The 26,006-nt window shown below is 52.5% G+C and carries 25 protein-coding genes; 24 read left to right on the top strand and 1 reads right to left on the bottom strand.

Annotated features, from left to right (window positions below):
• Positions 1-43 precede the first annotated feature (43 nt).
• From PCH05_RS00125 to PCH05_RS00110, 4 genes are all read left to right on the top strand, one after another.
• Positions 44-1,999, top strand: coding sequence for a TP0910 N-terminal domain-containing protein (locus PCH05_RS00125; protein WP_127599428.1), 1,956 nt, complete (start codon positions 44-46; stop codon positions 1,997-1,999).
• Positions 1,996-2,301, top strand: a complete 306-nt coding sequence (locus PCH05_RS00120; protein WP_127599426.1) for an EscU/YscU/HrcU family type III secretion system export apparatus switch protein — start codon at positions 1,996-1,998, stop codon at positions 2,299-2,301. The genes PCH05_RS00125 and PCH05_RS00120 overlap by 4 nt, the downstream gene beginning before the upstream one ends.
• A complete protein-coding gene (locus PCH05_RS00115; protein WP_127599424.1) occupies positions 2,295-2,681 on the top strand; it encodes a YraN family protein in 387 nt (128 codons plus the stop codon). The genes PCH05_RS00120 and PCH05_RS00115 overlap by 7 nt, the downstream gene beginning before the upstream one ends.
• Positions 2,682-2,892: 211 nt before the next feature.
• On the top strand, positions 2,893-3,918 hold the full coding sequence (locus PCH05_RS00110) for an alpha/beta fold hydrolase (protein ID WP_164766484.1): 1,026 nt from the start codon (positions 2,893-2,895) through the stop codon (positions 3,916-3,918).
• A 98-nt stretch (positions 3,919-4,016) separates the two neighbouring features.
• Here PCH05_RS00110 and PCH05_RS00105 read toward each other — a convergent pair whose 3' ends face one another.
• Positions 4,017-5,606 carry a YifB family Mg chelatase-like AAA ATPase gene (locus PCH05_RS00105; RefSeq protein ID WP_127599421.1) on the bottom strand — a complete coding sequence of 530 codons (1,590 nt, stop codon included), beginning with the start codon at positions 5,604-5,606 and terminating at the stop codon, positions 4,017-4,019.
• 313 nt (positions 5,607-5,919) lie between these two features.
• Here PCH05_RS00105 and PCH05_RS00100 point away from each other — a divergent pair, with 313 nt between their 5' ends.
• From PCH05_RS00100 to PCH05_RS00005, 20 genes are all read left to right on the top strand, one after another.
• Positions 5,920-6,393, top strand: coding sequence for a MarR family winged helix-turn-helix transcriptional regulator (locus PCH05_RS00100; RefSeq protein ID WP_127599419.1), 474 nt, complete (start codon positions 5,920-5,922; stop codon positions 6,391-6,393).
• 197 nt (positions 6,394-6,590) lie between these two features.
• Complete coding sequence (sucC, locus tag PCH05_RS00095) at positions 6,591-7,751, top strand: ADP-forming succinate--CoA ligase subunit beta (RefSeq protein ID WP_127599417.1); 1,161 nt, start codon at positions 6,591-6,593, stop codon at positions 7,749-7,751.
• Positions 7,752-7,787: 36 nt separating this feature from the next.
• Positions 7,788-8,717, top strand: coding sequence for a succinate--CoA ligase subunit alpha (gene sucD / locus PCH05_RS00090; protein WP_127599416.1), 930 nt, complete (start codon positions 7,788-7,790; stop codon positions 8,715-8,717).
• A 115-nt stretch (positions 8,718-8,832) separates the two neighbouring features.
• Entirely contained in the window at positions 8,833-9,951 is a 1,119-nt protein-coding gene (dprA, locus tag PCH05_RS00085) for a DNA-processing protein DprA (RefSeq protein WP_127599414.1), read from the top strand.
• A 145-nt stretch (positions 9,952-10,096) separates the two neighbouring features.
• Complete coding sequence (gene topA / locus PCH05_RS00080; protein WP_127599412.1) at positions 10,097-12,199, top strand: type I DNA topoisomerase; 2,103 nt, start codon at positions 10,097-10,099, stop codon at positions 12,197-12,199.
• A gap of 34 nt (positions 12,200-12,233) precedes the next feature.
• The gene (trmFO, locus tag PCH05_RS00075; protein ID WP_127599410.1) at positions 12,234-13,568 is read left to right on the top strand and encodes an FADH(2)-oxidizing methylenetetrahydrofolate--tRNA-(uracil(54)-C(5))-methyltransferase TrmFO; all 1,335 of its coding nucleotides are present in this window, start codon (positions 12,234-12,236) and stop codon (positions 13,566-13,568) included.
• A 26-nt stretch (positions 13,569-13,594) separates the two neighbouring features.
• A complete protein-coding gene (gene hslV / locus PCH05_RS00070; protein WP_127599407.1) occupies positions 13,595-14,137 on the top strand; it encodes an ATP-dependent protease subunit HslV in 543 nt (180 codons plus the stop codon).
• A 12-nt stretch (positions 14,138-14,149) separates the two neighbouring features.
• Complete coding sequence (gene hslU, locus PCH05_RS00065; protein WP_127599405.1) at positions 14,150-15,553, top strand: ATP-dependent protease ATPase subunit HslU; 1,404 nt, start codon at positions 14,150-14,152, stop codon at positions 15,551-15,553.
• 498 nt (positions 15,554-16,051) lie between these two features.
• Positions 16,052-16,459 carry a flagellar basal body rod protein FlgB gene (flgB, locus tag PCH05_RS00060; RefSeq protein WP_127599403.1) on the top strand — a complete coding sequence of 136 codons (408 nt, stop codon included), beginning with the start codon at positions 16,052-16,054 and terminating at the stop codon, positions 16,457-16,459.
• Positions 16,460-16,466: 7 nt separating this feature from the next.
• Complete coding sequence (gene flgC, locus PCH05_RS00055) at positions 16,467-16,922, top strand: flagellar basal body rod protein FlgC (protein ID WP_127599401.1); 456 nt, start codon at positions 16,467-16,469, stop codon at positions 16,920-16,922.
• 41 nt (positions 16,923-16,963) lie between these two features.
• Positions 16,964-17,275: a flagellar hook-basal body complex protein FliE gene (gene fliE, locus PCH05_RS00050; protein WP_127599399.1), complete on the top strand. Its 312-nt coding sequence runs from the start codon at positions 16,964-16,966 to the stop codon at positions 17,273-17,275.
• A gap of 38 nt (positions 17,276-17,313) precedes the next feature.
• Complete coding sequence (gene fliF, locus PCH05_RS00045; RefSeq protein ID WP_127599397.1) at positions 17,314-18,888, top strand: flagellar basal-body MS-ring/collar protein FliF; 1,575 nt, start codon at positions 17,314-17,316, stop codon at positions 18,886-18,888.
• Positions 18,889-18,900: 12 nt separating this feature from the next.
• A complete protein-coding gene (fliG, locus tag PCH05_RS00040; RefSeq protein ID WP_127599395.1) occupies positions 18,901-19,917 on the top strand; it encodes a flagellar motor switch protein FliG in 1,017 nt (338 codons plus the stop codon).
• The gene (locus PCH05_RS00035) at positions 19,910-20,758 is read left to right on the top strand and encodes a FliH/SctL family protein (protein WP_127599393.1); all 849 of its coding nucleotides are present in this window, start codon (positions 19,910-19,912) and stop codon (positions 20,756-20,758) included. The genes fliG and PCH05_RS00035 overlap by 8 nt, the downstream gene beginning before the upstream one ends.
• The gene (gene fliI, locus PCH05_RS00030; protein WP_127599391.1) at positions 20,745-22,064 is read left to right on the top strand and encodes a flagellar protein export ATPase FliI; all 1,320 of its coding nucleotides are present in this window, start codon (positions 20,745-20,747) and stop codon (positions 22,062-22,064) included. Before PCH05_RS00035 ends, fliI begins: the two co-directional genes overlap by 14 nt.
• Before the next feature lie 10 nt (positions 22,065-22,074).
• Positions 22,075-22,518 carry a flagellar export protein FliJ gene (gene fliJ / locus PCH05_RS00025; RefSeq protein ID WP_127599389.1) on the top strand — a complete coding sequence of 148 codons (444 nt, stop codon included), beginning with the start codon at positions 22,075-22,077 and terminating at the stop codon, positions 22,516-22,518.
• 46 nt (positions 22,519-22,564) lie between these two features.
• On the top strand, positions 22,565-23,491 hold the full coding sequence (locus PCH05_RS00020) for a MotE family protein (protein ID WP_246049298.1): 927 nt from the start codon (positions 22,565-22,567) through the stop codon (positions 23,489-23,491).
• Between the two features lie 44 nt (positions 23,492-23,535).
• On the top strand, positions 23,536-24,987 hold the full coding sequence (locus PCH05_RS00015) for a flagellar hook-length control protein FliK (protein ID WP_246049297.1): 1,452 nt from the start codon (positions 23,536-23,538) through the stop codon (positions 24,985-24,987).
• A gap of 16 nt (positions 24,988-25,003) precedes the next feature.
• Positions 25,004-25,564, top strand: coding sequence for a flagellar hook capping FlgD N-terminal domain-containing protein (locus PCH05_RS00010; protein WP_127599387.1), 561 nt, complete (start codon positions 25,004-25,006; stop codon positions 25,562-25,564).
• A complete protein-coding gene (locus PCH05_RS00005) occupies positions 25,561-25,944 on the top strand; it encodes a TIGR02530 family flagellar biosynthesis protein (RefSeq protein ID WP_127599385.1) in 384 nt (127 codons plus the stop codon). Before PCH05_RS00010 ends, PCH05_RS00005 begins: the two co-directional genes overlap by 4 nt.
• Positions 25,945-26,006 lie beyond the last annotated feature (62 nt).

Genomic DNA, 26,006 nt, shown 5'->3' with positions numbered 1-26,006 from the left:
AAGATACAAAAGAGGTTTGTTGAGGTTGGAAGGAGGATGAGGCGTGAATATCGGTTCGTTGATTCGAGGCCTGCTCGGCGAGACCAAGCCGGGTGATGCGAAGCAGCTGGATATGAAAACCGGCCAAGTGGTCAGGGGCGTGGTACTGAGCGTCTCAGAGGACGGTCAGGAGGCCGTGGTGCAGATTCAAGGGGTCAAGGTTAGGGCGGTGCTGGAGACGCCGCTGCAGGCTGGCCAGGCTACCCTGCTGCAAGTACAGCCTCCCATGGATAGCGGAATGATGGTTTTGAAACCGCTGGCCGACTCGCCGTATACCGCACTGCCTGCCCAATCCATGGCAGAGGTGTTGAACTCGCTAGGGCTTCCGGATACCCATGAAACCCGGACGATGGTACAGGCGATGCAAGCCAGCGGCGTGCCGCTGACCAAGGAAAACGCGGAGCTGTTCACCCGGATCATGCAGCAGAAGCCTGCATCGGTGCCGGCGGAGCAATGGATTCAGTCAGCAGCGATCGCTTTGCAGCGAGGGTTGCCGGTGACGGGTGAAAGCGTCCGCGGGCTGCAGCAGGCCGTTTTTGGAGCGCCAGTGCATGAGCTGCTGGCCGTACTGGACGAGCAGCTGCAGAACATGCAGGGCGCACCGGCCCCGAATGCGGCCGGCAAAAGCGCGGGGACATCGGCCACCGGGCAGGCTCAGCCTGCAGCAGGCGTGCCTTCGGATGTCTCCCCAGCAGAAGCGGGACGACTGGCGGATGGTGCCGCGAAGGGAGCCTCTGCTCCAACCAGTGCCGGTGCCGGCGCAGCCCCGGCACCGACCGGCGATGCAGGCAGCCTGCAGCCGCTGGTGGCCAAGCTGCAGCAGGTGCTGCAGCAGCTGCGCACAGCACCGCTCGCGGCCGCTGCGGGAGCGCAGCCCGCAAGCGCAGAGGCGGCCCGCTCCGCTGGAGAGCGGGCCCAAACGGTGCCGCAGCAGTCTGCGGCACCGGGAGCCTCCGGCAGCCCTGAGGGGCCGGAGGTCAAGCCGCCCGCATCCCCCGGCGCAGAGCCGTGGGTGGGGCGGATCTTGAAGCTGCTCGGTGCGGAGCACGAGCAGCAGGGCGTGCGCGGGGCGATGGCGCCCGCGCAAACGGAGGCCGCGGCGGGGAACGCGCGGCCATCTGCGGCTGCACCGGCCCATGGCCAGGGTGCAGCGCCGCAGGCAGCGGGCCAGGCGCAGCCCGCTGCTCCGGCAGGCGGCGGCACGGCTGAAGCCGCCGCAGCCGCTGCGCGGCAGCCCGCGCCTGCGTCCGCGGGCGGGGCGGGCCCGCAGCAGCCGGCCGCGGAGCTGGCGGCCGGGCATGATCCGCAGGCCCGCCAGCTGCATGCGGCGGCTTCCCATGCCGCGGCTGTTTCCACGTCGGCAGCAGAAACAGCCGGCGTCCGCACCGAGCATGCCCTGCAGAGCCCGGGCACGCAGGATACGCTTAAAGGCATTTTGCTGCAGCTTGTCAACCATGATGAAGCTCCGCCGCAGCTGAAGGAAGCGGCGCAGCAGCTGATTTCACATTTGACGGGGCAGCAGCTGCTGCTCAATACCGACCGCACGGCGCCTTTTGCGCAGATGACGATGTTCCTTCCGCTGAACGGACCGGACGGTCAGGAAACGGCATCCGTGCAAATCCAGTCCCGGCGGGGGCCCAAGGGCGAGCTCGATGCGTCCAACTGCCGCTTGTGGTTTGATCTGCAGATGAAGCATCTGGGGCAAACGCTGGTGGATGTGCAGGTTGTGGACCGGATCGTCAGTCTGAAAGTGCATAACGATCACGAATGGGCGGGGGAGCTGCTCGAGCATCACCGGGAAGATATTTCCGGGGCCATGGAGTCCATTGGTTATCAGCTGCTGACGCTGAAGGCGGAGCCGATGCCCCAAGGTGCTGCAGCGACGCAGGGGGCGGCGACCGCTGCAGCGGTGAACGAATACGTGCCGCAAGGTTATAAAGGGGTGGACTTCCGGGTATGAGTCATCCATCCAAGGAGCCGTCCCTTTCGATGAAAAGGGCGGTTGCTCTCAAATACGCGCCGGGAGAAGCCGAAGCTCCGGTATTGACCGCCAAAGGGCGGGGCAGAGTGGCTGAAGCCATTTTGGAAAAAGCCAAAGAACACGGGGTGCCCGTCCAGGAGGACGCCGCGCTTGTGGAGGTTTTGTCGAAGCTGGATCTCGACCAGCAAATACCGCCGGAGCTGTACCAGCTTGTGGCGGAGGTGCTCAGTTATATTTACCGCGCGGACCGGCTGGCACAGGAAAGGGAGAGCGAATGGTAGAACGGTTGAACCAGGGAAAGGCGAACCGCCGAGAGAAGGGGGCTGCCGCGGAACAAGCTGCGTGCGACTACCTGATATCGAGGGGTTATGTCATTAAGGACAGGAACTGGCGCTGCCGCAGCGGGGAACTGGATATCATCGCCGCATACGGCGATCTGCTGGTGATTGTCGAGGTGAGGAGCCGGAGTACGGGGACGCGCTTCGGCACGGCAGCGGAGTCCGTGGATTTCCGCAAGGTCAGCCAGGTGCGAAGCACCACCATGGCTTACCTTCATTATAAGCAGCAGGAGGACAAGGCGCTTCGTTTTGATGTGATAGCGATTGAAATGGATGGCGGAATGGGCACGGTTTCCCTGCAGCATATTGAAGGCGCCTTTTAGAATCGAATCTATGTTTTCAAGCCTGAGATAGCTATATTTTATTTTGCATACACCATCGGTTGACCGATAGCGACAAGACTTCCCTTGCTGTTTCCAGGGAGTCTTTTGCATGTAACCGGAAGGAATACATAAGCTGAATATGACACGGCGGGAACCCGCATAACAGTCTTCTTGAACCCCGGTAAGGATGTCCATGGAGGGGAATGGAACTATGTTTTTCACAAGAAAGACGCCTAAAATCAGCAGCAGCGCAAGGTCCGTATCCTGTTTGGAGAAGGTGCGGATCGGCGGCACCGAGCAGTGGCTTCTCATGAGGGGGAAGAGCGTCAGGCTGCCGGTATTGCTGTGGCTTCACGGCGGACCGGGCACCGCGCAAATCGGCTTTGCCCCAACGTTCCAGCGGGAGCTGGAACAGCATTTTGTGGTGGTGAACTGGGATCAACGCGGAGCGGGCTTGTCATACCATAGCGATATCCGTCCGGACTCCATGAACCTGGAGCAGTTCATTGCAGACGCCCGCGAAGTCACGGAATATCTCCAGGACAGATTTCGCCAGAACAAAATCTATATCGTAGGCCATTCCTGGGGGAGCATTTTGGGGGTCAAGCTGGCAGAGCGTTTTCCTGAGCTATATCATGCGTACATCGGGATCGGGCAGGTGACCCACATGATAAAAGGCGAGCGGCTGTCCTACGAGTACGCCCTGCGTCGAGCGCAGGAGACCGGACATGCGAAGGCGGTGCGAGAGCTTGCTGCGCTCGAACAAGACTACTTTAAGGATTATCGCAAGCTCAAGATTCAGCGCAAATGGCTTGGCGTGTTTAAAGGTGTGATGTACCGGCAGCCGATGGAGAAGGTGGTCGTTCCCCGGATGCTGCGTTCCTCGGAGTACAGCCTGATGGATATGCTGCGTTTTGTCAGAGGGGCTCGGTTTTCCATCAAACAGATGTGGCAGGAAGTCTGTGATATCGATCTGGAGGGTGTCACCAAGCTTCAAATCCCTGTATTTCTATGCATGGGAAGGCATGATTACAACACCCCGTTTGAGCTGGCGGAAGCCTTTTTCCATAACCTGCAGGCACCGATCAAGACCTGGGAATGGTTTGAAGAGTCGGCTCACTGCCCGAATTTTGAAGAACCGGAGAAGTTCAATAAGCACCTGATCTATCTGCTCCGCAAGGAGATGGAAGGGTTAGCGCGGCCGGGTGCGGAAGATGCGAAAATGAGGACTCCATAAGTCCTCATTTTCGTTGTTTTGTATTTACCTCCATAAAGGTTTCGCGGCGCCGGTAATGATAGAACAAGCATGTATACAAGCAGCGGAGACTTCGCCATTTAGGCCAAAGTCTCGACCTGCGGCCGATCCAGGTTCCGGTATTGGATGGCCTCGGCGACATGGACCGATTGGATTTCTTCTTGCCCATCCAAATCGGCGATGGTCCGCGCAAGCTTTAAAATGCGGTCGTAGGCCCTCATGCTGAGTCCCAGCGCTTCGATCGTCTGGTGAAGCATGTCCGCCGTACGGGAATCAAGCTTGGTGAAACGGCGGAGCGCACTGCCTGAAAGCTCGCTGTTCCAGCTGACCTGAGGCAGAAACTCATAGCGGTGGATCTGCCTGGCATGTGCATCAAGCACCTGGGCGCGCATGTCGGCCGATGACAGGCTGAACTTCTCGCGGGTCCATTCTTTCGGCCTTGGAACATCGACCTGCAGATCAATACGGTCGAGGAGCGGTCCGGAAATTTTGGAACGGTACTGGGCGATTCTGGCCAGGCTGCAGGTGCATGGATGGCCGGGATGATCGCTCCCGAGATATCCGCACGGACACGGATTCATCGACGCAGCCAGCATGAATCGGGCCGGAAAGGTATGCACTGCTCTCGCCCTGCTGATGGTAACCGCCTTGTCCTCCAGGGGCTGCCTGAGCACCTCGAGCACCTGCCGGTTGAACTCCGGAAGCTCGTCCAGAAACAGGATGCCGCGGTGGGCCAGGCTGACCTCGCCCGGCTTCGGAATCGTGCCGCCCCCGATCAATCCGCCCGCCGAAATCGTATGATGCGGCGAACGAAAGGGCCTGGTGCGGAGAAGCCCTGCCGCAGGCTCTTTCAATTTGCCCGCGGCGCTGAAAATTTTGGTCGTTTCCAGAGCTTCCTGCTCCGTCATGGGGGGGAGTATGGTGGGAAGCCGCTTGATCAGCATCGTTTTCCCGGTTCCGGGCGGCCCCATGAGCATGATGTTATGCATGCCGGCGGCAGCGATGGTGAGCGCGCGTTTGACATGATGCTGGCCGAGCACATCGGCGTAATCCTCTGTATGGAACGGCGCATCCGCCGAATATTGCACGGATTCTGTCCGCAATCCGGCAAAGGAAGAAATGCGGAGCGGACCGTTGTTATCCTTGGAGGCAAGTCCGGCCTCTCGGTCGCTCAAAGCAACCAAGTCATTCAAATGGCTGATTGCATAAATATTCATGTTTTCAATCAAATTGGCTTCAGCCGCATTTTCTCTAGGCAGCAGGACCGCTCCGAACCCATCCCGTTTGGCGCGGTCCACCATGGACAACACGCCGGTGACGGGACGGAGGCTGCCGTCCAGTGCCATTTCGCCGATCAGAAGCAGCTTTTCCTCTTGGGGAAGAATCAGTTGGCCGCTGGTGGATAAGATGCAGATGGCAATGGCCAGGTCGAAAGCGGAGCCTTCCTTTCTTAGATCTGCGGGCGCAAGATTGATCGTGATCCGCTGCAGGGGGAAAGTGAAGCCGCAGTTTTTGATGCCTGCCCGGACGCGCTCGATCGCTTCCCGGATGGCGGAATCCGGCAGACCGATAATAGAGGTTTGGGGCAGCCCGTTGGAGATGTCGACCTCGACTTGAATCAGCACCCCGTCAATTCCATACAGGCAAGCGCTGAACATTTTTCCATACATATCGAAAAAGCACCCTTTCTCTCCGGATCCAAGACAGCGCTGCCGCTAGTGCAGGCTTTCCTTGGGACGAAAAAAGGTGCTTCCTTATTTTCCTGGTTGATTTTGAACAAATTGTATGACCGCGAAGAAGAATTGTCAAGATTCAGCTGAAACATCCTGCAGTATATCATAGGGGCTTCCCTGTTTGAAAATGGCGGCAAAGTTGTAAAGTATTAAAAAGCGGACCGTGGAATTGCGGCACAATGCTTGGTCAGTTAATATTTTACGAAGCTTGTGATAATATTAGCAAATGAAGGCAGGTGATGGAAGTAACATGAAATCCAAGGAAATCGTACCACAGCTTCTGTTGGAAAACCAATTATGCTTCGCGGTATATGCTTGTTCGCGGGAAATAACGAAACTCTACCAGCCGTATCTGGATAAGCTGGGAGTGACGTATTCACAATATTTAGTGCTCATGGTGCTGTGGGAGAAGGAACAGTGCACCGTTAAGGAACTGGGAGAAGCGTTGTTTCTGGACTCTGGGACCCTGACCCCGCTTCTGAAGCGGCTTCAGGCTGCAGGACTTATCAACAGGGAACGTTCTGCCCAGGATGAGCGGAAGGTCAACATTACTCTGACGGAAGACGGGATGCGCCTGAAAGACGAGGCTGCCGGTGTCCCCGGCTCCATGCAAAATGACGTTTGCCTGGACGGGGAAGAATTCAACCGTCTGCTCAGCGAATTCAAAGATCTGCTGGATCGGGTGCATCACATCAACATGCGAAGAGACGGGAAAAACGGGTAATATCCACGAATAGATTACCATTAAATTCCAAACATTCTCTCAAACCGATTAAATCGATATCAAAAAGCTGTCGATGTTTACACAGTTTGTTAAGGTAAGCGTTTTAAAATCATGGTACAATAGCTTGGGTTTATATTATTTTCCAAAGAGATGATAACCCGCCTTGTAGCAGTCATGTTGATAGGAGGATTCCGTAAATGAATATCCATGAATATCAAGGAAAACAGGTGTTGAAGCAGTATGGAGTTGCCGTTCCGAACGGAAAGGTTGCTTATACGGTGGAAGAAGCCGTCGAAGCCGCAAAATCGCTCGGCAGCCAGGTTACGGTTGTTAAAGCGCAAATCCATGCAGGCGGACGCGGCAAAGCCGGCGGCGTTAAGGTTGCCAAAAATCTTGACGAAGTACGCGCTTATGCCGAAGAAATTCTTGGTAAAGTGCTTGTCACGCATCAAACCGGCCCTGAGGGCAAGGAAGTTAAACGTCTCCTGATCGAAGAAGGCTGCGATATCCGCAAAGAGTACTATGTGGGTGTTGTTGTTGACCGTGCTACCGGCCGCGTCGTTATGATGGGCTCGGAAGAAGGAGGTACGGAAATCGAGGAAGTGGCGGCAGCGACTCCCGAGAAAATTTTCAAAGAAGTCGTTGACCCGGCTGTAGGATTGCAGGTTTTCCAAGCCCGCAGACTTGCTTATGCCATCAACATTCCTAAAGAACTGGTAAACAAGGCCGTTCAGTTCATGATGGCCCTTTATACAGCTTTTGTGGACAAAGACTGTTCGATCGCTGAGATCAACCCTCTGGTTGTAACCGGTGACGGCAACGTCATGGCACTGGATGCGAAGCTGAACTTCGATTCCAATGCGCTCTTCCGTCATAAGGACATTCAGGAGCTGCGCGATCTGGACGAAGAGAACGAGAAGGAAATCGAAGCATCCAAGTACGACCTGAGCTACATAGCTCTCGACGGAAACATCGGCTGCATGGTTAACGGCGCAGGCCTGGCTATGGCAACGATGGACATTATCAAATACTATGGCGGCGACCCTGCCAACTTCCTCGATGTAGGGGGCGGTGCGACGACAGAGAAGGTAACCGAAGCATTCAAAATCATCCTCTCCGACGAGCAGGTTAAAGGCATTTTCGTCAATATTTTTGGCGGTATCATGCGCTGCGACGTCATTGCAGAGGGCGTTGTTGAAGCGGCGAAGCAGCTCGGCCTAACGCGGCCGCTGGTTGTGCGTCTGGAAGGAACCAACGTGGATCTCGGCAAGAAGATTCTGGCTGAATCCGGCCTGAACATCGTGCCTGCCGATTCCATGGCCGACGGTGCGCAAAAGATTGTCTCGCTCGTAAAATAGGTACCTTTAAAATCGAACAGGGGATGTGAACGAATCGTGAGTATTTTGGTAGATAAAAATACAAAAGTGATTACACAGGGCATCACCGGGAAAACGGCCCTTTTCCATGCAAAAGGCGCCCTTGATTACGGAACGCAAATGGTGGGAGGTACTTCCCCGGGAAAAGGCGGCACGACCGTGGATATCGAGCTTGAAAACGGTAGCTCCGTAAGCCTGCCTGTTTTCAACACCGTGGTTGAAGCCAAACAAGCTACCGGCGCAACGGCGAGCGTAATTTACGTACCGCCTGCATTTGCCGCAGATTCCATTATGGAAGCCGTTGAGGCTGAAATGGATCTGGTTATTTGCATTACCGAAGGCATTCCGGTGCTGGACATGGTCAAAGTTTCCCGTTTCATGGAAGGCAAAAAGACCGTCCTGATCGGACCGAACTGTCCGGGCGTCATCACGCCGGGCGAATGCAAAATCGGCATCATGCCGGGTTACATCCATACGCCAGGTCATGTCGGCGTCGTATCCCGAAGCGGAACCCTCACGTATGAAGCGGTTCATCAGCTGACAACCCGCGGCATTGGACAATCCACTGCGGTTGGTATCGGCGGTGACCCGGTCAAAGGAACGGAGTTCATCGATGTTCTGAAACGCTTCAACGAGGATCCAAATACCTATGCGGTCATCATGATTGGTGAAATCGGCGGTACAGCTGAAGAAGAAGCTGCGGAATGGATCCGCGACAACATGACCAAACCGGTTGTAGGCTTCATCGGCGGCGTGACAGCTCCTCCGGGAAAACGCATGGGCCATGCCGGTGCGATCATTTCCGGCGGCAAGGGTACAGCCAAAGAAAAAATCGCCAAAATGGAAGAGTGCGGCATCAAGGTCGCTCCTACGCCTTCCGAAATGGGCTCCACGCTTGTCTCCGTTCTTGAAGAACGCGGCTTGCTGGATAAATGCTTGACACATTAATCCGGTTTCGGGTTAAGATAGCTTCAAAGGTAAGCAACCTTTTATTCCTTCTGCAGGGGATAAAGGGTTGCTTTTTTGCGTTTCCATAAAAATGACGGGTGGGAAGGTGAGAGGCATGGATATTCGATGGCTGCTGATCGCAATGCATGAAACGAAAGGAATGGGCAGAAAGGGTATCAACCGCATCATCGCGGACGGTCTGCTGACAGAACACATCATTGATGGCGATGCCGGGTGGTGGGGAACGCTTGGATATTCCGTCGAATTATCGGAGCGTCTTGCGCGAAATTTGTCCAGGGAGAACCTTTCGGTACAACAGAGGGAAAAGGAACTTGATCCGCTCGTTCAAACCCTCACCATTCTGGACCAAGACTATCCCGCGCTGCTGAAGGAGAGCCCGGATCCGCCGCTGGTGCTGTATACCAGGGGAGATACCGGTCTGCTGCACCAGCCGGGAATCGCTATGGTAGGTACAAGGATGCCAACCGCTTATGGCAGGAAGATGGGAGAGGAACTCGCTCAAGGCCTGGTCATCAGCGGATTTGTGATCGTTAGCGGCCTGGCTAGAGGAATCGATAGCGTGTGCCATGAGGCTGCATTATCCGGCGGAGGAGGGACGATCGCAGTGATGGCCACCGGAATGGACATGATCTATCCGCCGGAGAACAGGGCGCTGTTTGCGAGAATCGCGAACGAAGGCTTGATCCTTACGGAATATCCTCGGGGGACGAAGCCTCATCCGGGGTTATTTCCGCAGCGGAACCGCATTATTGCCGGCTTGACGCTTGGTACGCTCGTGGTGGAGGCGGATGAACGCAGCGGTTCACTGATTACCGCCGATGCGGCCCTGGACGCGGACAGGGAGGTTTTTGCGGTGCCTGGACAGGTGACTTCTCCGAAAAGCCGGGGAGCGCTGAACCTGATCCGGCAAGGGGCCAAAATGATATGCGAAGCTTCGGACATCATCGAGGAGTTTGATTCATGGTTGCCAAACAGGCTTAAAAATACATACAATAAGGAACGTCAGGTAAAAGAAGGCTCCCTGAACGGGGAAGGTCATTTGACAACGGATGAACTGCAACTATACCATATACTGGAGCAGGGACCTCTCACGCTGGATGAGCTGCTGCAGCAAAGCCGGTGGGATTTTGGACATTTGCATTCAGTTCTGTTATCTTTAATCATAAAAAAGCAGATTACCCAATTACCTGGTGCGATATATAAGACCATATAACAAAAATGAACATGCATTCACTGAAGTCAGGGCCGCTTTTAGCGGATTGATTACCTGAAATACGAGAATCATTCCGCCTGTTTGGACGGCGGCTGATTCTTTTATATTCATGAAACGTTTGATTGTTGGAGAGGAGGATGAACCGATGGCTGATTCACTGGTGATCGTGGAATCGCCCGCAAAGGCGAAGACGATCGGCAAGTATTTAGGCAGCAAATTTATCGTAAAGGCTTCCATGGGCCATGTTCGCGATTTGCCAAAGAGCCAAATCGGGGTTGAAGTTGAAAATGAGTTCAATCCAAAGTACATTACGATCCGCGGAAAAGGTTCCGTGTTGAAAGAGCTGAAGGATGCCAGCAAAAAAGTCAAAAAGGTTTATCTCGCAGCTGACCCCGATCGTGAGGGCGAGGCGATAGCCTGGCATTTGGCGCATGCCCTGGAGCTGGATGATACGGACAGCTGCCGGGTCGTGTTTAATGAAATCACGAAGCAAGCGGTAAAGGATGCATTCAAGACACCGCGTAAAATTAATATGGATCTGGTCAACGCCCAGCAGGCGAGACGGATCCTGGACCGGCTGGTAGGTTACAAGATCAGTCCTTTATTATGGAAGAAAGTCAAAAAGGGATTGTCGGCGGGACGCGTCCAATCCGTCGCCGTCAAAATTATTCTCGACCGAGAAAATGAAATCGACGCTTTCGTGCCGGAGGAGTACTGGTCCATCACAGCCAAGCTCGCCAAGGGCAGCTCGGTGTTCGAGGCAAAGTTTCACCAGCTTGACGGCCAGAAAAAGGAGCTTTCCAAGGAAGCGGACGTCCAGGAGGTACTCCAGGCGATCAAAGGCGCGACCTTCAAAGTGGCTGAGGTCAAAGAGAAAGAGCGTCAGCGGCATCCGTCGCCGCCGTTTACGACCAGTTCCCTGCAGCAGGAGGCGGCTCGTAAGCTGAACTTCCGTGCAGCGAAAACGATGTCCGTTGCCCAGCAGCTGTATGAAGGCGTCGAGCTCGGCAAAGAAGGCACGGTCGGTCTCATTACTTACATGCGTACCGATTCCACGCGAATCGCGGTATCCGCTCAGGAAGAAGCGAAAGAGTATATTGAAGGGAAATTCGGCGGTTCATTCGCGCCGGAGAGCCCGCGCGAATATTCGAAGAAGGCGGCAAACGCCCAGGACGCGCACGAAGCGATCCGTCCCACTTCCGTGATGCGTGATCCCGAGTCCGTCAAACCTTTTATGAGCCGCGATCAGTTCCGTTTATACAAGCTGGTATGGGAACGCTTCGTTGCGAGCCAAATGGCTTCTGCCGTACTCGACACTTTGTCGGTGGACATCGCTGCCGGAAGCGCGGTATTCCGGGCAACAGGCTCGAAAGTGCGCTTTCCGGGCTTCATGAAGGTGTACGTCGAAGGAAACGACGACGGAACGACGGAGGAAGAAAAGTTTCTACCTGCACTGGCACCGGGGGATAAGCTGAAGAAGGAAGAGATTGATCCGAAGCAGCATTTTACCCAGCCGCCTCCGCGTTATACCGAGGCAAGACTCGTACGCACGATGGAGGAGCTCGGGATTGGCCGCCCGAGTACGTATGCTCCGACGCTGGAAACGATCCAGAAACGGGGTTACGTTGCGATCGAGGAGAAAAAATTCGTTCCGACGGAGCTCGGAGAACTCATCATCGAACAGATGGAGCAGTTTTTCCCGGAAATTCTGGATGCCGAGTTTACCGCCCATATGGAGGAAGATCTCGACCATGTGGAAGAGGGCTCCGAAGATTGGGTCAAGGTTTTGAAGGAATTTTACTCCTCCTTTGAGAAGCGGCTTGAAGTCGCCGAAGAGGAAATGAAAGAGATTGAGATCGCGGATGAGGTTTCGGATGAAATTTGCGACAAATGCGGCAAGCCTATGGTATACAAGCTGGGCCGCTTCGGCAAGTTTCTTGCCTGCTCCGGTTTTCCGGACTGCCGGAATACGAAACCGATTGTGAAGGATATCGGCGTGACTTGTCCAAAATGCAAGGAAGGCCATGTGGTCGAGCGCCGGAGCAAAAAGGGACGCATTTTTTATGGGTGTGACCGTTACCCGGAATGCGATTTCGTATCCTGGGACCGTCCGTCTAGCAAACCGTGCCCGAAATGCGATTCCTGGATGGTCGAGAAGCGGAACAAGCAGGGAGCCAGACTCCAGTGCACATCCTGCGATCATGTGGAAGAGATCGAGGATAACGAAGATAACGATGAGATTGTATAACAGCATGTGGCATGAATCGTAGGAGGTAATTAAATTGACTGAAGTACAACAGGTAACCGTCATTGGCGCCGGTTTGGCGGGCAGCGAAGCTGCCTGGCAGATTGCGAGCCGTGGCGTTCCCGTGAAATTATACGAAATGCGCCCGGTGGTCAAAACCCCGGCGCATCATACGGACAAATTTGCCGAACTGGTATGCACCAATTCGCTCCGGGCGAACGGTTTAACGAACGCGGTAGGCGTACTTAAAGAAGAAATGCGGATGCTGAATTCCATCATTTTGGGATCGGCGGATAAACATGCGGTGCCCGCCGGCGGTGCGCTGGCGGTCGATCGCGACGGATTCTCGGGCAGCATTACGGAAATTCTTCATAACCATCCCCTCATCGAGGTCGTAAACGAAGAAATTCAGCATATACCTGATGATGGGATTGTTGTCATTGCCACCGGACCGCTCACGTCCCCGGCGCTTTCGGCCGAGATTAAAGCGCTCATGGGAGAAGAATACTTCTATTTTTACGATGCGGCTGCACCGATCGTGGAGAAAGACTCGATCGATATGAGCAAGGTGTATCTTGCATCCCGCTATGACAAGGGTGAAGCAGCTTATCTGAACTGCCCGATGAATGAAGAAGAATTCAACGCGTTTTATGATGCTCTTGTATCGGCGGAAGTGGCACAGCTCAAGGAATTCGAGAAAGAAGTGTATTTCGAAGGCTGCATGCCGATTGAGGTCATGATGAAACGCGGCAAGCAAACGGCGTTGTTCGGACCGATGAAGCCGGTTGGTCTAGTGAATCCGCACACGGGTACGCTTCCCTACGCTGTCGTTCAGCTTCGCCAGGACAACGCTGCCGGAACGCTGTACAACCTTGTCGGCTTTCAAACCCATCTGAAATGGGGCGAGCAAAAACGCGTATTTTCCATGATTCCGGGTTTGGAAAATGCCGAATACGTCCGTTACGGCGTAATGCATCGCAATACGTTTATTAATTCGCCACGTCTGCTTAAAGCTACATATCAGCTCAAAACGAATGAGAACCTGTTCTTTGCCGGACAAATGACAGGGGTAGAGGGTTATGTCGAATCAGCGGCATCCGGGCTAATAGCGGGCATTAACGCTGCAAGAAAGGCTAAAGGGGAAGAGCTTGTCGTTCTCCCTGAAACCAGTACGATCGGCAGCATGGCGCATTACGTGACGAATGCGGATCCGGCGCACTTCCAGCCGATGAATGCGAACTTCGGTTTGCTGCCGTCGCTTGAGAAGAAGATTCGGAACAAAAAAGAGAAAAACGAGGCGCTTGCTAACCGCGCATTGGCCAGCATTAATGAGTTTGTCGAAGCTTACGGGGTATCTAAAGCGCAGGTGTGAAGTATAGACTAGGAGGCTTGACACGTATGGAGATGTCATTTCATGCAACGACGATTTGCGCCGTTCGCCACAATGGGAAAGCTGCCATCGCCGGTGACGGTCAGGTGACGTTCGGAGAAAATATGATCATGAAGCAGACCGCAAAAAAGGTGCGCCGCCTGTACAGAGGCCAGGTTGTCGCCGGTTTTGCGGGATCGGTGGCCGATGCGATAACATTGTTTGAGAAATTCGAAGGCAAGCTGGAGGAGCATCATGGCAATCTGCAGCGGGCTGCCGTTGAACTGGCCAAGGACTGGAGATCGGACCGAGTGCTGCGCAAGCTTGAGGCGCTGATGATCGTGATGGACAAAAGCGGGATGCTGCTGATTTCCGGCGGCGGAGAAATCATTGAGCCCGATGATGACGTGCTCGCCATCGGCTCCGGTGGCAATTTCGCATTATCGGCCGCACGGGCGCTCAAGCGCCATGCGCATGAGCTCGAAGCGAAGGACATCGCGAGCGAAGCCCTCAAAATCGCTTCCGAAATTTGTGTGTACACCAACGGAAACATCATCGTGGAAGAGCTGTAAAGGGGGATGCATATGGATAACCAGAACTTGACTCCGAGACAGATTGTCGCCGAATTGGATAAATATATCGTTGGTCAGAAGCAGGCCAAGAAATCGGTCGCCGTTGCCCTTCGAAACCGTTACCGCCGGAACCTTCTGCCCGATGAGGACCGCGATGAAATCGTGCCTAAAAATATTCTGATGATCGGGCCTACCGGTGTAGGCAAGACGGAAATCGCCAGACGGCTGGCGAAGCTGGTCAATGCACCTTTCGTCAAAATTGAGGCGACCAAGTTCACGGAGGTCGGTTATGTCGGCCGTGACGTGGAATCCATGGTCCGTGACCTGATCGAAACATCGATTCGGATGATCAAATCCGAACGGACGGAAAAGGTGAAGGACCGCGCAGAAGAACTCGCGAATGAACGGATCGTTCAGATTCTTGTGCCTTCGAGCCATAAAAATAAAAACCAGCGCAACCCGTTTGAAATGCTCTTCGGAGGAGCCAACGGCAATCAGCAGGAGCCGGAAGAAGACAAAGAGCGGGATAGCAACGTGGTGGAACAGCGCCGCCAGATGAAGTTTAAGCTGCTGTCGGGAAGCATGGAAGAAGACCTGATCGAAATTGACGTCGAGGATAATTCGCCGAACATGATGGATATGCTTGCCGGTCAGGGGAACGACCAAATGGGCATGAATATGCAGGAAATGTTCGGCAGCCTGCTTCCGAAACGGACGAAAAAGCGCAAGCTGCCGATCAAGGAAGCCCGCAAAGTACTGACGCAGGATGAAGCCACGAAGCTGATTGATATGGATGATGTGATATCCGAGTCGATCTACCGTGCAGAGCAGTCCGGAATTATTTTTATCGACGAAATCGACAAGGTTGCCAGCCAGGGAAAAGGAAACGGGCCTGACGTGTCCAGAGAGGGTGTCCAGAGGGATATCCTGCCAATTGTCGAGGGATCGACTGTGATGACCAAATACGGCCCTGTGAAGACGGATTTTATCCTTTTTATCGCAGCCGGTGCTTTTCATATCGCGAAGCCTTCGGATCTGATACCGGAGCTTCAGGGGCGTTTTCCGATCCGGGTAGAGCTGAACAGCCTTTCGCTTGATGATTTTGTTTCGATTCTAACCGAACCGAAAAATGCGATTACGAAGCAGTACAAGGACCTGCTCAAAACCGAAAACATTGAAATTGACTTCGCGCCGGATGCGATCCGGGAAATTGCCAAGATTGCGGCGTCGGTCAATGAGAACATGGAAAATATCGGTGCGCGCAGACTGCATACGATTCTGGAAAAGCTGCTTGAGGATCTCTCCTTTGAGGCGCCTGAGCTGACGCTGGAGCAAATGACGATTACGCCGGAATATGTGCGCGAGAAGCTGGCCGGAATCGCTCAGGACCGTGATTTAAGCCAATATATTCTGTAGTCACCGCCTTACGGCGCTTAAACGAATCCATACGATATGAAAATAACCCGGTCAGAAGCCTCAAAGGCATATATTCTGATCGGGTTATTTAGCTTAAAAGGCGGTAAAATGGAATCATTTTTGTATGGGACTAGGGCTTATGCATATTTATCTTTCGCAAATCTGAAAAACCGGGACTGTTCGTTTTCGGTTTTGGCGAAAAGTGGCGATGCAGAGTCGGGATCTGGACCTCTAATCCCTTATCCCGAGCAGTTTTAGGAATATCTTAACATAAAATAAGAAAAAAGCCCTTCTTTTGACTAAAAGATAGGGCTTTTTTCTTATTGTAATATAACCCAATCTCTAAGAAACTTAGGATATACGACAAGTTAGTAAATTTTTCTACTTAAGTCCTAGAAATTCTGTTTATTTTGAGTTCTTTTGTCGAAAAAAAACAGTTTTGAAAAAAACGGCTGCACAAAAAACTTTATACAAGTTATGGAAAAGGGGGACAGCAAAATGGATTTGTTGAACAGTACCAGTTTTCAACGCATGGAAGCTGGCCTGAAAGCGGCAAACATCAGGCAGAACGTCATTTCCAACAACATCGCGAATGAGGAAACACCTTATTTTAAACGGTCAGATGTATCGTTTGAAAGTCTGCTCCAGCAGGAAATGAATGGAACAATGCCCCAGCTCAGAGGAAAGGTTACGGACTCCCGGCATTTTGTCATAGGTCCTACAAGCTCGATACCGGATCCGGTCGTTACGGTGGACCAGTCAACGGCGATGAACAATAACCTGAACAACGTCGATGTCGACTCTGAAATGGCTAATCTGGCAGCGAATCAAATTCAATACAATTCTTACATCCAGCAAATGAACGAGCAAATCAAAATGATGCGTGTAGCGGTAGAAGGGAGATAAGAGTTAAATGAATTTGAACAGCAGCTTTGGCATTAGCGCATCAGGTCTGACAGCCCAACGCCTTAGAATGGACGTCATTTCCTCCAATATAGCCAATGCCGAAACGACGAGAGCGTCAGTGGTTAACGGCCAAGCCGTTCCCTACCGCCGCAAAATGGTCGTTTTTTCTCCGAATGAATCGAATTTTGCCAACATGCTTCAAGCCCAAATGAATGGAGATAACGCTTCTCCGGCTCGCGGGGTCAAAGTCACGGCGATCCAAGAAGATTCAACCGCATTCAAGCCGGTATATAATCCGAGTCATCCGGATGCGGATAGCGAAGGGTATGTATATATGCCGAACGTGGATATCACCAAAGAAATGGTAGATATGATCTCTGCCTCACATTCATATAACGCCAATGTAACTGCATTAAACGCTTCAAAAGCAATGATCATGAAGGCATTAGAAATAGGCAAATAGGTCCTGTTTTTTAAATTGAAAATATGTAAGGAGGGACATTGATGATTCAGAACACCATGTTTTCTACTCAATCGGTACAACCGCTGAAAATGCTTGAAAGCACGAAGGACAGCGGATCCACACCTTCAGAATCGCTCAGCAAGTTTGGTACTTACCTGGAGAATGCGATCAGCCAGGTTGCAGATCAGGAAAAAGCGTCCGAGGAGATGAGCAATAAATTTATGCTCGGCCAGGTGGATGTGGACCAGGTCATGGTTTCTTCGGAAAAGGCGCTGTTGAGTCTGCAGCTTACGGCTCAAGTCCGTAATAAGGTCATTGAGGCCTATCAGGAGATCATGCGCACACAGGTGTAACTGAATTTTGCTAAGACTCGGGTAGGGTGGGTGACGTTGTGAACGAAAGAATGGCCCAATATAAGGACAAGATCGTTCAATATTGGAATCAGTTCAGCAATAAACAAAAAATTATATTTTTCTCAACACTGGCTCTGATCTTCATTGCTATTGTGGTGCTGACCATGCAGCTTTCCAAAACGGAATATGAGGTTGCGTTCAAGGATTTAAACTCGAGCGACTCTGCAGGCATCATGAACTATCTGGATACAAACAACATTCCGTACAAGCTGAGTTCCGATGGCAAAACGATCTCTGTACCAAGTACGCAGGCCGCGCGCATTAAAGTGGATGTTGGCTCTCAAGGGATTGTGCAAAACGGTTCAATCGGGTTTCGCGCTTTTGACAGCACATCGTCCATAGGCACCACGGACAGCGAATTTAGCGTGAAGTACAACAATGCGTTAAACGGCGAGGTCCAACAGCTCTTATTGAGCATGAACGGGATTTCCCAAGCCAAAGTGCTCGTGACGCTGCCTAAAGAAAGCGTGTTTGCCGGAGCCGATGACCAGGAAAAAGGAAATGCCTCCGTCGTGCTTACGTTCAAGCCTGGATATCATCCGAATCAGGAAACGATCGATGGATATTTCAACCTCGTCAAAACGGCAGTTCCCAATTTGCCTATTGAAAATATTACGATGATGGAAGGCGACACGGAGCTCATGCCGTCAGCTAGAGGCGGACAAGGGACGCTCAGCAGCTCGGTAGAAGAAAACTTCGCGCTGCAAAAGAAATTCGAGAATGAAGTGCGCCAAAATGTGAGACAGTTCCTGGGCAGATTCATGGGACCGAATAAAGTCGATGTACTCGTCGTTTCCAAGCTGAACTTCGATAAAGTCCAAAGCAAAGAAAATATGGTTACGCCGGTCGATGCGGAGAACATGAAGGGCATCGAAATCAGCGTACAGGAAATTTCCAAGAACTACACGGGGAAAGCGAATCCGGATAGCGGTGTGGCTGGAACGGGACAAACCCAGGTTCCAACATATCCAAGCGGTTCGTCGACTGGTGATGTGACTTCCGAAGATCTGTCGAAGACAGTGAATTACGAAGTGAACCACATTACTAAGGATATCATTTCCAGCCCGTACTCTGTAAAAGATTTAACCATTAATGTGGCCGTTGAACCACCTACCGGACAAAAAACGGTAGATCAGGCGACAAAGGATTCCATTCAAAATATTTTGGTAAACATTGTTAGAGCTTCACTCGCGGATTCCGGTGTTACATATACAGACGCTGATCTTGCTAAAAAAGTTTCGGTATACTCGCAACCTTTTAGTGGTGAAGAAACCCAAACGAAAGGTTTGAATCTTTCCAAAGGAGTTCTGTGGGGCATTGGTCTCGCCGCGCTCGCTTTGCTCGCAGGAGGCGGATTCCTTATTTTCCGCCGACGCAAACAGAGAGAAGAAATGGAAGAGGATCTTCCGCTGCCGGCTCCAACAGAGTTCCCATCCATTAACATGGATAGTGTGACGAACGAAAGTCAGGTGCGCAAACAGCTCGAAACGCTGGCGAAGAAAAAGCCGGAGGAATTTGTCAATCTGCTTCGTACATGGCTTGCTGACGAATAAGAGGTGAATCCATTGGTAAAACCAAACAGCCAGGGGCTGAGCGGGCGGCAAAAAGCGGCAATCCTGCTCATTACCCTGGGTCCGGAAGTATCGGCACAAATTTTCAAACATTTAAGAGATGAAGAAATTGAACAGTTGACGCTTGAGATTGCGAACGTCCGCAAAGTGGACAGCGTGGAAAAAGACATGATCCTGGCGGAATTTCATCAAATCTGTATGGCTCAAGAATATATATCGCAGGGCGGTATCAACTACGCCAAGGAAATTTTGGAAAAGGCGCTTGGATCCCAGAAGGCGATCGAGGTTATCAACAGGCTGACCGCAACGCTGCAGGTGAGACCGTTCGACTTTGCCCGTAAAGCCGATCCGAACCAGATTTTGAACTTCATTCAAAATGAAAATGCCCAGACCATCGCCTTGGTCCTTTCCTATCTGCAATTCGAACAGGCGGCAGCGATCTTGTCTTCCTTGCCTCAGGATAAACAGGCGGATGTGGCCAGACGGATTGCGGTGATGGACAGCACTTCACCGGAAGTCATATCCCAGGTCGAGAAGGTGCTGGAACAGAAACTGTCCGCGACGGTTACGCAGGATTACACGAATGCCGGCGGCATCGAGTCGATCGTTCAAATTCTGAACGGCGTCGACCGTGGTACCGAGCGCACGATCCTCGATTCCCTGGAAATTCAGGATCCGGAGCTTGCCGAAGAGATCAAGAAACGGATGTTTGTATTCGAGGATATCGTCAATGTGGATAACCGCTCCATTCAGCGGATTATCCGCGATGTGGAAAGCGCGGATCTGCAGCTGGCCCTCAAAGTGGCGAGCGAAGAGGTTCGGGACGTTATTTTCCGCAATATGTCCAAACGGATGTCGGAAACCTTCAAGGAAGAAATGGAATTCATGGGACCGGTTCGGCTGCGTGATGTGGAAGAAGCTCAAACACGCATCGTAGGCACGATCCGCAGATTGGAAGAAGCCGGAGAGATTATCATTGCTCGCGGCGGAGGGGATGACATCATTGTCTAATTTGATTAAATCTTCCCAGTATGTTCCCGTTGAAATGCTTAAAAAGCTCGATTTGGGACATCGTTACGTTTCCTCGGATGACCAAGAGCATTCCTTAGAGGAGCAAACGGCAGAAACACCGATCATTCAAGCGGATGAAGAGTCGAAGCGCCTGAGCAAAGAGATGCTGGACGATGCCCGGGAATTCGCGGAACGACAGGTGCGCGAGGCTTCGGAGGAAGCCGAGAAGATGCTGGAAGAAGCCAAAGAGCAAATGGACAGCTGGTGGCAGGAACGCCGGCTTCAGGATGAGCATCTGGTGGAAGCCCTTAAATCGGAAGGATACGATACAGGCTATCGGGAAGGTTCGGAAAAAGCCATCGAGGATATGCAGGAGCAAATATCGCAGATGATGGAGGAAGCCCAAACCGTTCTGAAGCAGGCGTATTTAATGAAGGAACAGATTATTCAGGAAGCGGAGCCGTTTCTGGTTGAATTGAGCTGTGCCATCGCCGAGAAGGTCATCGATAAACAATTGGCGCTCGAAACCGACTATGTGATTGATTTAATCAAGAACAATTTGTCGCGTAAACGGGAGCAAGGCGTAATCACCTTGTGCGTCGCTCCGAAGTACTTTGCATTCGTACAGGCGGCACGGGAAGAACTGGGTGCTGCAATCGACTCCCAGGCGGAGCTGCAAATCCTGCCGGATTCGACCGTGCATGATCGGGGCTGTGTGATCCGTTCCTCATTCGGAAGCGTGGATGCAAGAATCGACACGCAGCTGGCCGAGATCAAGAAGGAATTGATCCGGATCGCGTTGGATGACGAGGAGCTGAGAAATCAGGATGAAGATGCTTAACAGCGGAAGATATATGGAGCATTTGCGCAACCTGGACCCTGTGAGAGTGAACGGTAAAGTCACCCAGGTCATTGGGCTGATGGTCGAATCCGAGGGGCCGGACGCAAGTGTGGGCGATGTCTGTTACATCTATCCGACCAAAAGCGTGAAGCCTCTTCAAGCTGAGGTTGTCGGTTTCCGGGACAATAAAGTGCTGTTGATGCCGCTCGGCGAATTGCATTCCATTGGTCCGGGATGTGACGTCGTCGGAACAGGCAAACCGCTGAGCGTGCAGGTAGGCTCGGAGCTTCTGGGGAAAGTGCTGGACGGTCTGGGACAACCTCTTGACGGTTCGCTGATACCGACACGGATGCCCTACAGTTCAACGTACAATGAACCCTCGAATCCGTTGAACCGACCGCGGGTCAAGGAACCGATCAGCATCGGCGTAAGAGCCATCGACGGGCTTTTGACGATCGGCAAGGGACAGCGGGTTGGTATTTTCGCAGGTTCCGGCGTCGGTAAAAGTACGCTGATGGGCATGATTGCCCGTAATACCTCGGCAGATGTGAACGTCATCGCCTTGATTGGTGAACGGGGCCGTGAGGTGCTCGATTTCATTGAAAGAGATTTGGGGCCCGAAGGCTTGCAGCGTTCCGTCGTAATCGTCGCTACATCGGATCAGCCGGCGCTTGTACGTATAAAAGGAGCCTTGATTGCAACGACGATTGCGGAGTATTTCCGCGACCGCGGCATGAATGTCATGCTCATGATGGACTCGGTAACGCGGTATGCGATGGCTCAGCGCGAGGTTGGCCTTGCGATTGGCGAACCGCCAGCGATGAGGGGATATACCCCATCCGTGTTCGCCAGCTTGCCTAAGCTGCTGGAACGGGCCGGAACCGGGCCGACAGGCTCCATTACCGCTTTTTATACAGTGCTGGTGGACGGCGACGATATGAACGAACCGATCGCCGATGCCGTGCGGGGGATTCTGGACGGACATATCGTGCTAGACCGCAACATTGCGAATAAGGGACATTTCCCGGCGATTGACGTTCTAGCCAGTATCAGCCGGGTGATGAAGGATATTGCCCCGGAAGAGCAGATTGAAGCGGCCGATAATCTAAAGCGTCTGATGGCCGTATACAAGGACTCGGAGGATTTGATCAATATTGGCGCCTATCAAAAGGGTTCTAATGAACAAATCGATGAATCCATCGCTTATATCCAGGATATTTGGGAGTTTACCAAACAAAAGGTGAATGAAAAGGTGACGCTGGAGCAGGTGCAAGAACGACTGATTGCCGAATTTTCGAGGAGATGACTCTTGAGGTATGAGATTTCAATATGCGTTTCAGAAAATCGTGGACTTAAAGAGCAACGAAAAAACTCAGGCCGAGTGGATGCTGTCCAGTGCCATTGGAAGATTGCAGGCTGAAGAAAAGTCGCTTTCCGATCTGCTGGACAACAGGGAACGGTTGGCGATTCAACTGCAGGAAGCTGCGGAACAGAAAGCTCCGGTTTCGAAAATTCGGGAGTATCAGATGTACGTCGAACATTTGGAGCAGTGCATCGTGAAAAAACACACGGATGTTCACCATGCGAACGTTAACGTGGAAATGAAAAAAAGCCAGCTTACCGATCGGGCGCTGGATGAAAAGGTATGGCTCAAGGCAAGGGATAAAGCGAAAAGTTCCTTTCAGCAAAGCATGCTCCTGAGGGAACAGAGTGAACTGGATGAAATGGCAACAGTAAGGTTCGCCATCAAGGCGAGATAAATGAAGCGTTTGGAAACCAAACTGTTGCCTCGGGGGTGGATGGATTTTGGCAGAAAAAGATTTTGAGTTGGAGAAGGAGTCTGCGGGAGGATTCGAGAGGTTTCTGTTTTTTATGATTCCTATCATTTTTACCGTCGTGCTCATTGGAGTCCTCCTTGCCTTGTTTAATATGGATGTCAGAAACAATATGCTCGAGTTCGCGCACAAAATTCCAATCGTGAAAAACCTGGTGCCTGAACCTGTCAAGGATCCCGAGAAGACGAAACTTCAGGATGCCAAAGATCAGGTCAAGAGCGCGAACGCGACGATTGAAGAGCTGAAGAGCAAGCTTGCGACAAAGGATGCAGATCTGAAAAAGGCCAAGGAAGAACAGACTCAGCAGGATCAGAAGCTGAAAAGCGTTCAGGAACAGCTTGATTCCGCGCAGAAATCTGCGACCGACACCGCTCAGCAAAATGCGGTTGATACGGACCCTTATGAAAAGCAGATCAAGGACCTAGCCAAGATGTATGCAGACATGAGTCCAAATAAAGCGGCTCCGATCATGCAGAATATGACGACGGAAGAAATGGTGCAGCTGCTGAGTGCCATGAAAAATGACAACCGGACGGCGATTCTCGCCAAAATGGATCCCAAGGTCGCGGCTGATGTGAGCATGAAGCTGAAGGATGCGGTATCTTCAAGCGACTTGGCGATCGCGGCCCTGCAATCTCGAATAGACAAGGATGCGGGGGCTAAAAAGGAGGCTTCGACTTCAGGTCTGGACAAGAACCAGATCGGTCAGACCTTTGCGGCGATGCCTGCTAATAGCGCAGCGGATTTACTGCTGTCCACGTACAAGATTTCTCCGGAAAAAGTGTTGACGATTTTAAACGCCGTAAATGATTCGACCCGTTCGGGAATTTTGGATGCGATGAGCAAAAAGGATGCCAAAACGGCGGCTGTCATATTGAATAAACTGATGACCAAATAGGGTGTGTTGCAGCCGATTTTCCGATTGAAAGGAGGTGAAAACATATGAGTCTGGTATTTCAAAATATTGCAGGCGGCAACGCCGGAGCAGGCAAAACCTCGGCAGCCGGTTCGAAGGCAGGGTCTGGCACGAATGCAGCCGCAACGGTTGCCGCTGCTGGAACATTCGATCAATCGCTTGCCCAGATGATGTCCGGCGAAGGAACACCGTCAAATGCAGCTGCCATCATCGGTTCAGGAACGCTGCTTGAAGGATTGATGCAGCTAGCGGGACTTTCGTCAACGAACGAGGACGGAGCCAGCGAGGGACAAACCGCGGCAGATCTTTTGCAAACGATGCTCGGCGGCACGGACAAGCTTGATGACGCGGTAGATTCCCATCCGGAGCTGTTGGCAGCTTTGCAAGGATGGCTGCAGCAAATTCAGAATTTGCTTGATCAGTCGGGACAAAGCCCGGACGTGAATCCCCAGGAAAACGCCAACGCTTTCACGGGGCCTTTGGCTGAAAGTCCGGCTACGATTCGTTTCGTGGTACAGGACGGGTTGGCCCAATTGGTCGGCATGCTTCAGCAAAAAGCAGAGGGGAATCAAAGTGCTCCGCTGCAAGCGATGAAGCTTTTGCAATCTTTTCAGGAAATCCTTGGTGATTTGCTTCCGGCGCAGCCAAAGCAGACTTCGGAGCAAACGACCGCAGCTTCTCGCTTAAGCCAAGTAAAAGCGGAGACCTTGTCCGCAGCTGACGCGAAACAGTCGAACCCTGTGCTGGAGTGGGTTCAGCAAAGACAGGAAAGCGGCGGTAAAATATCGCCATTGTTGTCCGCGCTTTTATCCAAAAACAATGCTTCAGGCAATGACCAGCCTTCTTTGATTAAGGCGGATCCAGCAGCAGCCGGAACGAATGCGCTACCGACTGACACGCAGGATCAGGCAAACGATATTTTTGCATCTCAACAAACGGTTACGGCCGGACAATTGGCACTGAGGCAGGGAATTCATGCGTCCGTCAAAGCAGATGCACCGGTTCCGGTGGAGAAGTTCTCCCAGGAGATGACCGGCTTTGTCGTCAGCAAGCTGGATTTCGTCAAACAGCAAGGAATTTCCGAGGCGAGAATCACCCTGTATCCGGAGCACTTGGGTCAGGTTGATATCAAGCTGACAATGCAAAATGGACAACTCGTAGCCCAATTTACAACGGAGCATGCGGCGACCAAGGATTTGCTTGAGCAGCAGATGAGTCAGTTGAGATCATCGCTTCAAACCCAGGGCGTACAGGTTGAAAAGCTGGTGGTGAGCCAAAACCAATCGCTCCAATCGCAAATGTATCATGATGGCCGTCAGCCGAACTCCGGACAGCAGCAGTCAAACCGCCGCTCGAAAGAAAAGGAAGCTCCTACGGATGACGCGATCAAAATCGCGGAAATGGGCGAGGAATTAAACGAATGGCTGGCTGAGCAAGAAGCGGCCCAGGGTGGCAATTCATTCACGGCCAAAGCTTAAGACGGAGGTGAAATAGATGGCTTCTGAAAATTTTTCAACAACGAATATTTGGCCGAATTACTCGGCTTCGAACGTTGCCAAGGCGAGCACGAAATCACAGTCCCTGGGCAAAGACCAGTTTCTGAGCATCCTGATTACGCAGCTGCAGAACCAGGATCCGATGCAGCCGATGGAAGATAAGGAGTTTATTGCTCAAATGGCTCAGTTCTCTTCCGTGGAGCAGTTGATGAACATTTCGAATCAGATCACGGCCATGAGCCAATCGCTTGGGAATGTATCGGGGCTGATCGGTAAAGAGATCACCTGGAAGGACGCAGGGAACTCGGAAAACGGCGGCACGGGTGAGCTGAAATCGGGCATCGTGGATTCGATCCTTGTGAAGGACGGCGTGCAGTATGCATCCGTCGGTTCCGTGGCGATTCCTTTGACCAAAGTACTGGAAATCAAGGAAGCGTCCAAAGAAGACGCAGCCCCGCCAACGGATCCAACGAATCCGGCAGACGGTGCCAATTCAAGCCAAGATAACAGCACGAATGCAAGCGACGGTGCAGCGGCTGGAAGCGGTGAATCCCAATGAGCGAACGATTGACCATAGGGCAGCTATATCCTTCGAAGATACTTCCCGCAGCGCAGAGTGCGGCCCAAAGGAGTTCGCAGCAGGAGAAAACCCAAGCTTCATTCAACCGGATTTTTCAGGATGAGCTGCTGAAGTTTAGCAATCATGCGGCCAAGCGGCTTGAACAAAGAGGCATCGAACTGAAGGGTGAGCAGCTAGCCCGAATTCAGAACGCTATTGATAAAGCGGCAGCAAAAGGCAGCAAAGAGTCGCTGATCCTGATGAAGGACATGGCGCTGATCGTCAATGTACCTAACCGGACCGTGGTGACGGCAATGGACGGCAGCTCCATCCAAGATAACGTGTTTACTCAAATCGATAGTGCGGTTGTCATATCTTGACCTGGCTGGCCCGACAGGAGAGCCAGTGGACTGCTGATCGACTGATGCGGTCCATGACCTAT

Source organism: Paenibacillus chibensis (assembly GCF_004001045.1).
GTDB classification, from domain to species: Bacteria; Bacillota; Bacilli; order Paenibacillales; family Paenibacillaceae; genus Paenibacillus_AQ; species Paenibacillus_AQ chibensis.
The sequence above is the reverse complement of the archived record's forward strand: the minus strand, read 5'-3'. Positions and strand labels throughout refer to the sequence as shown.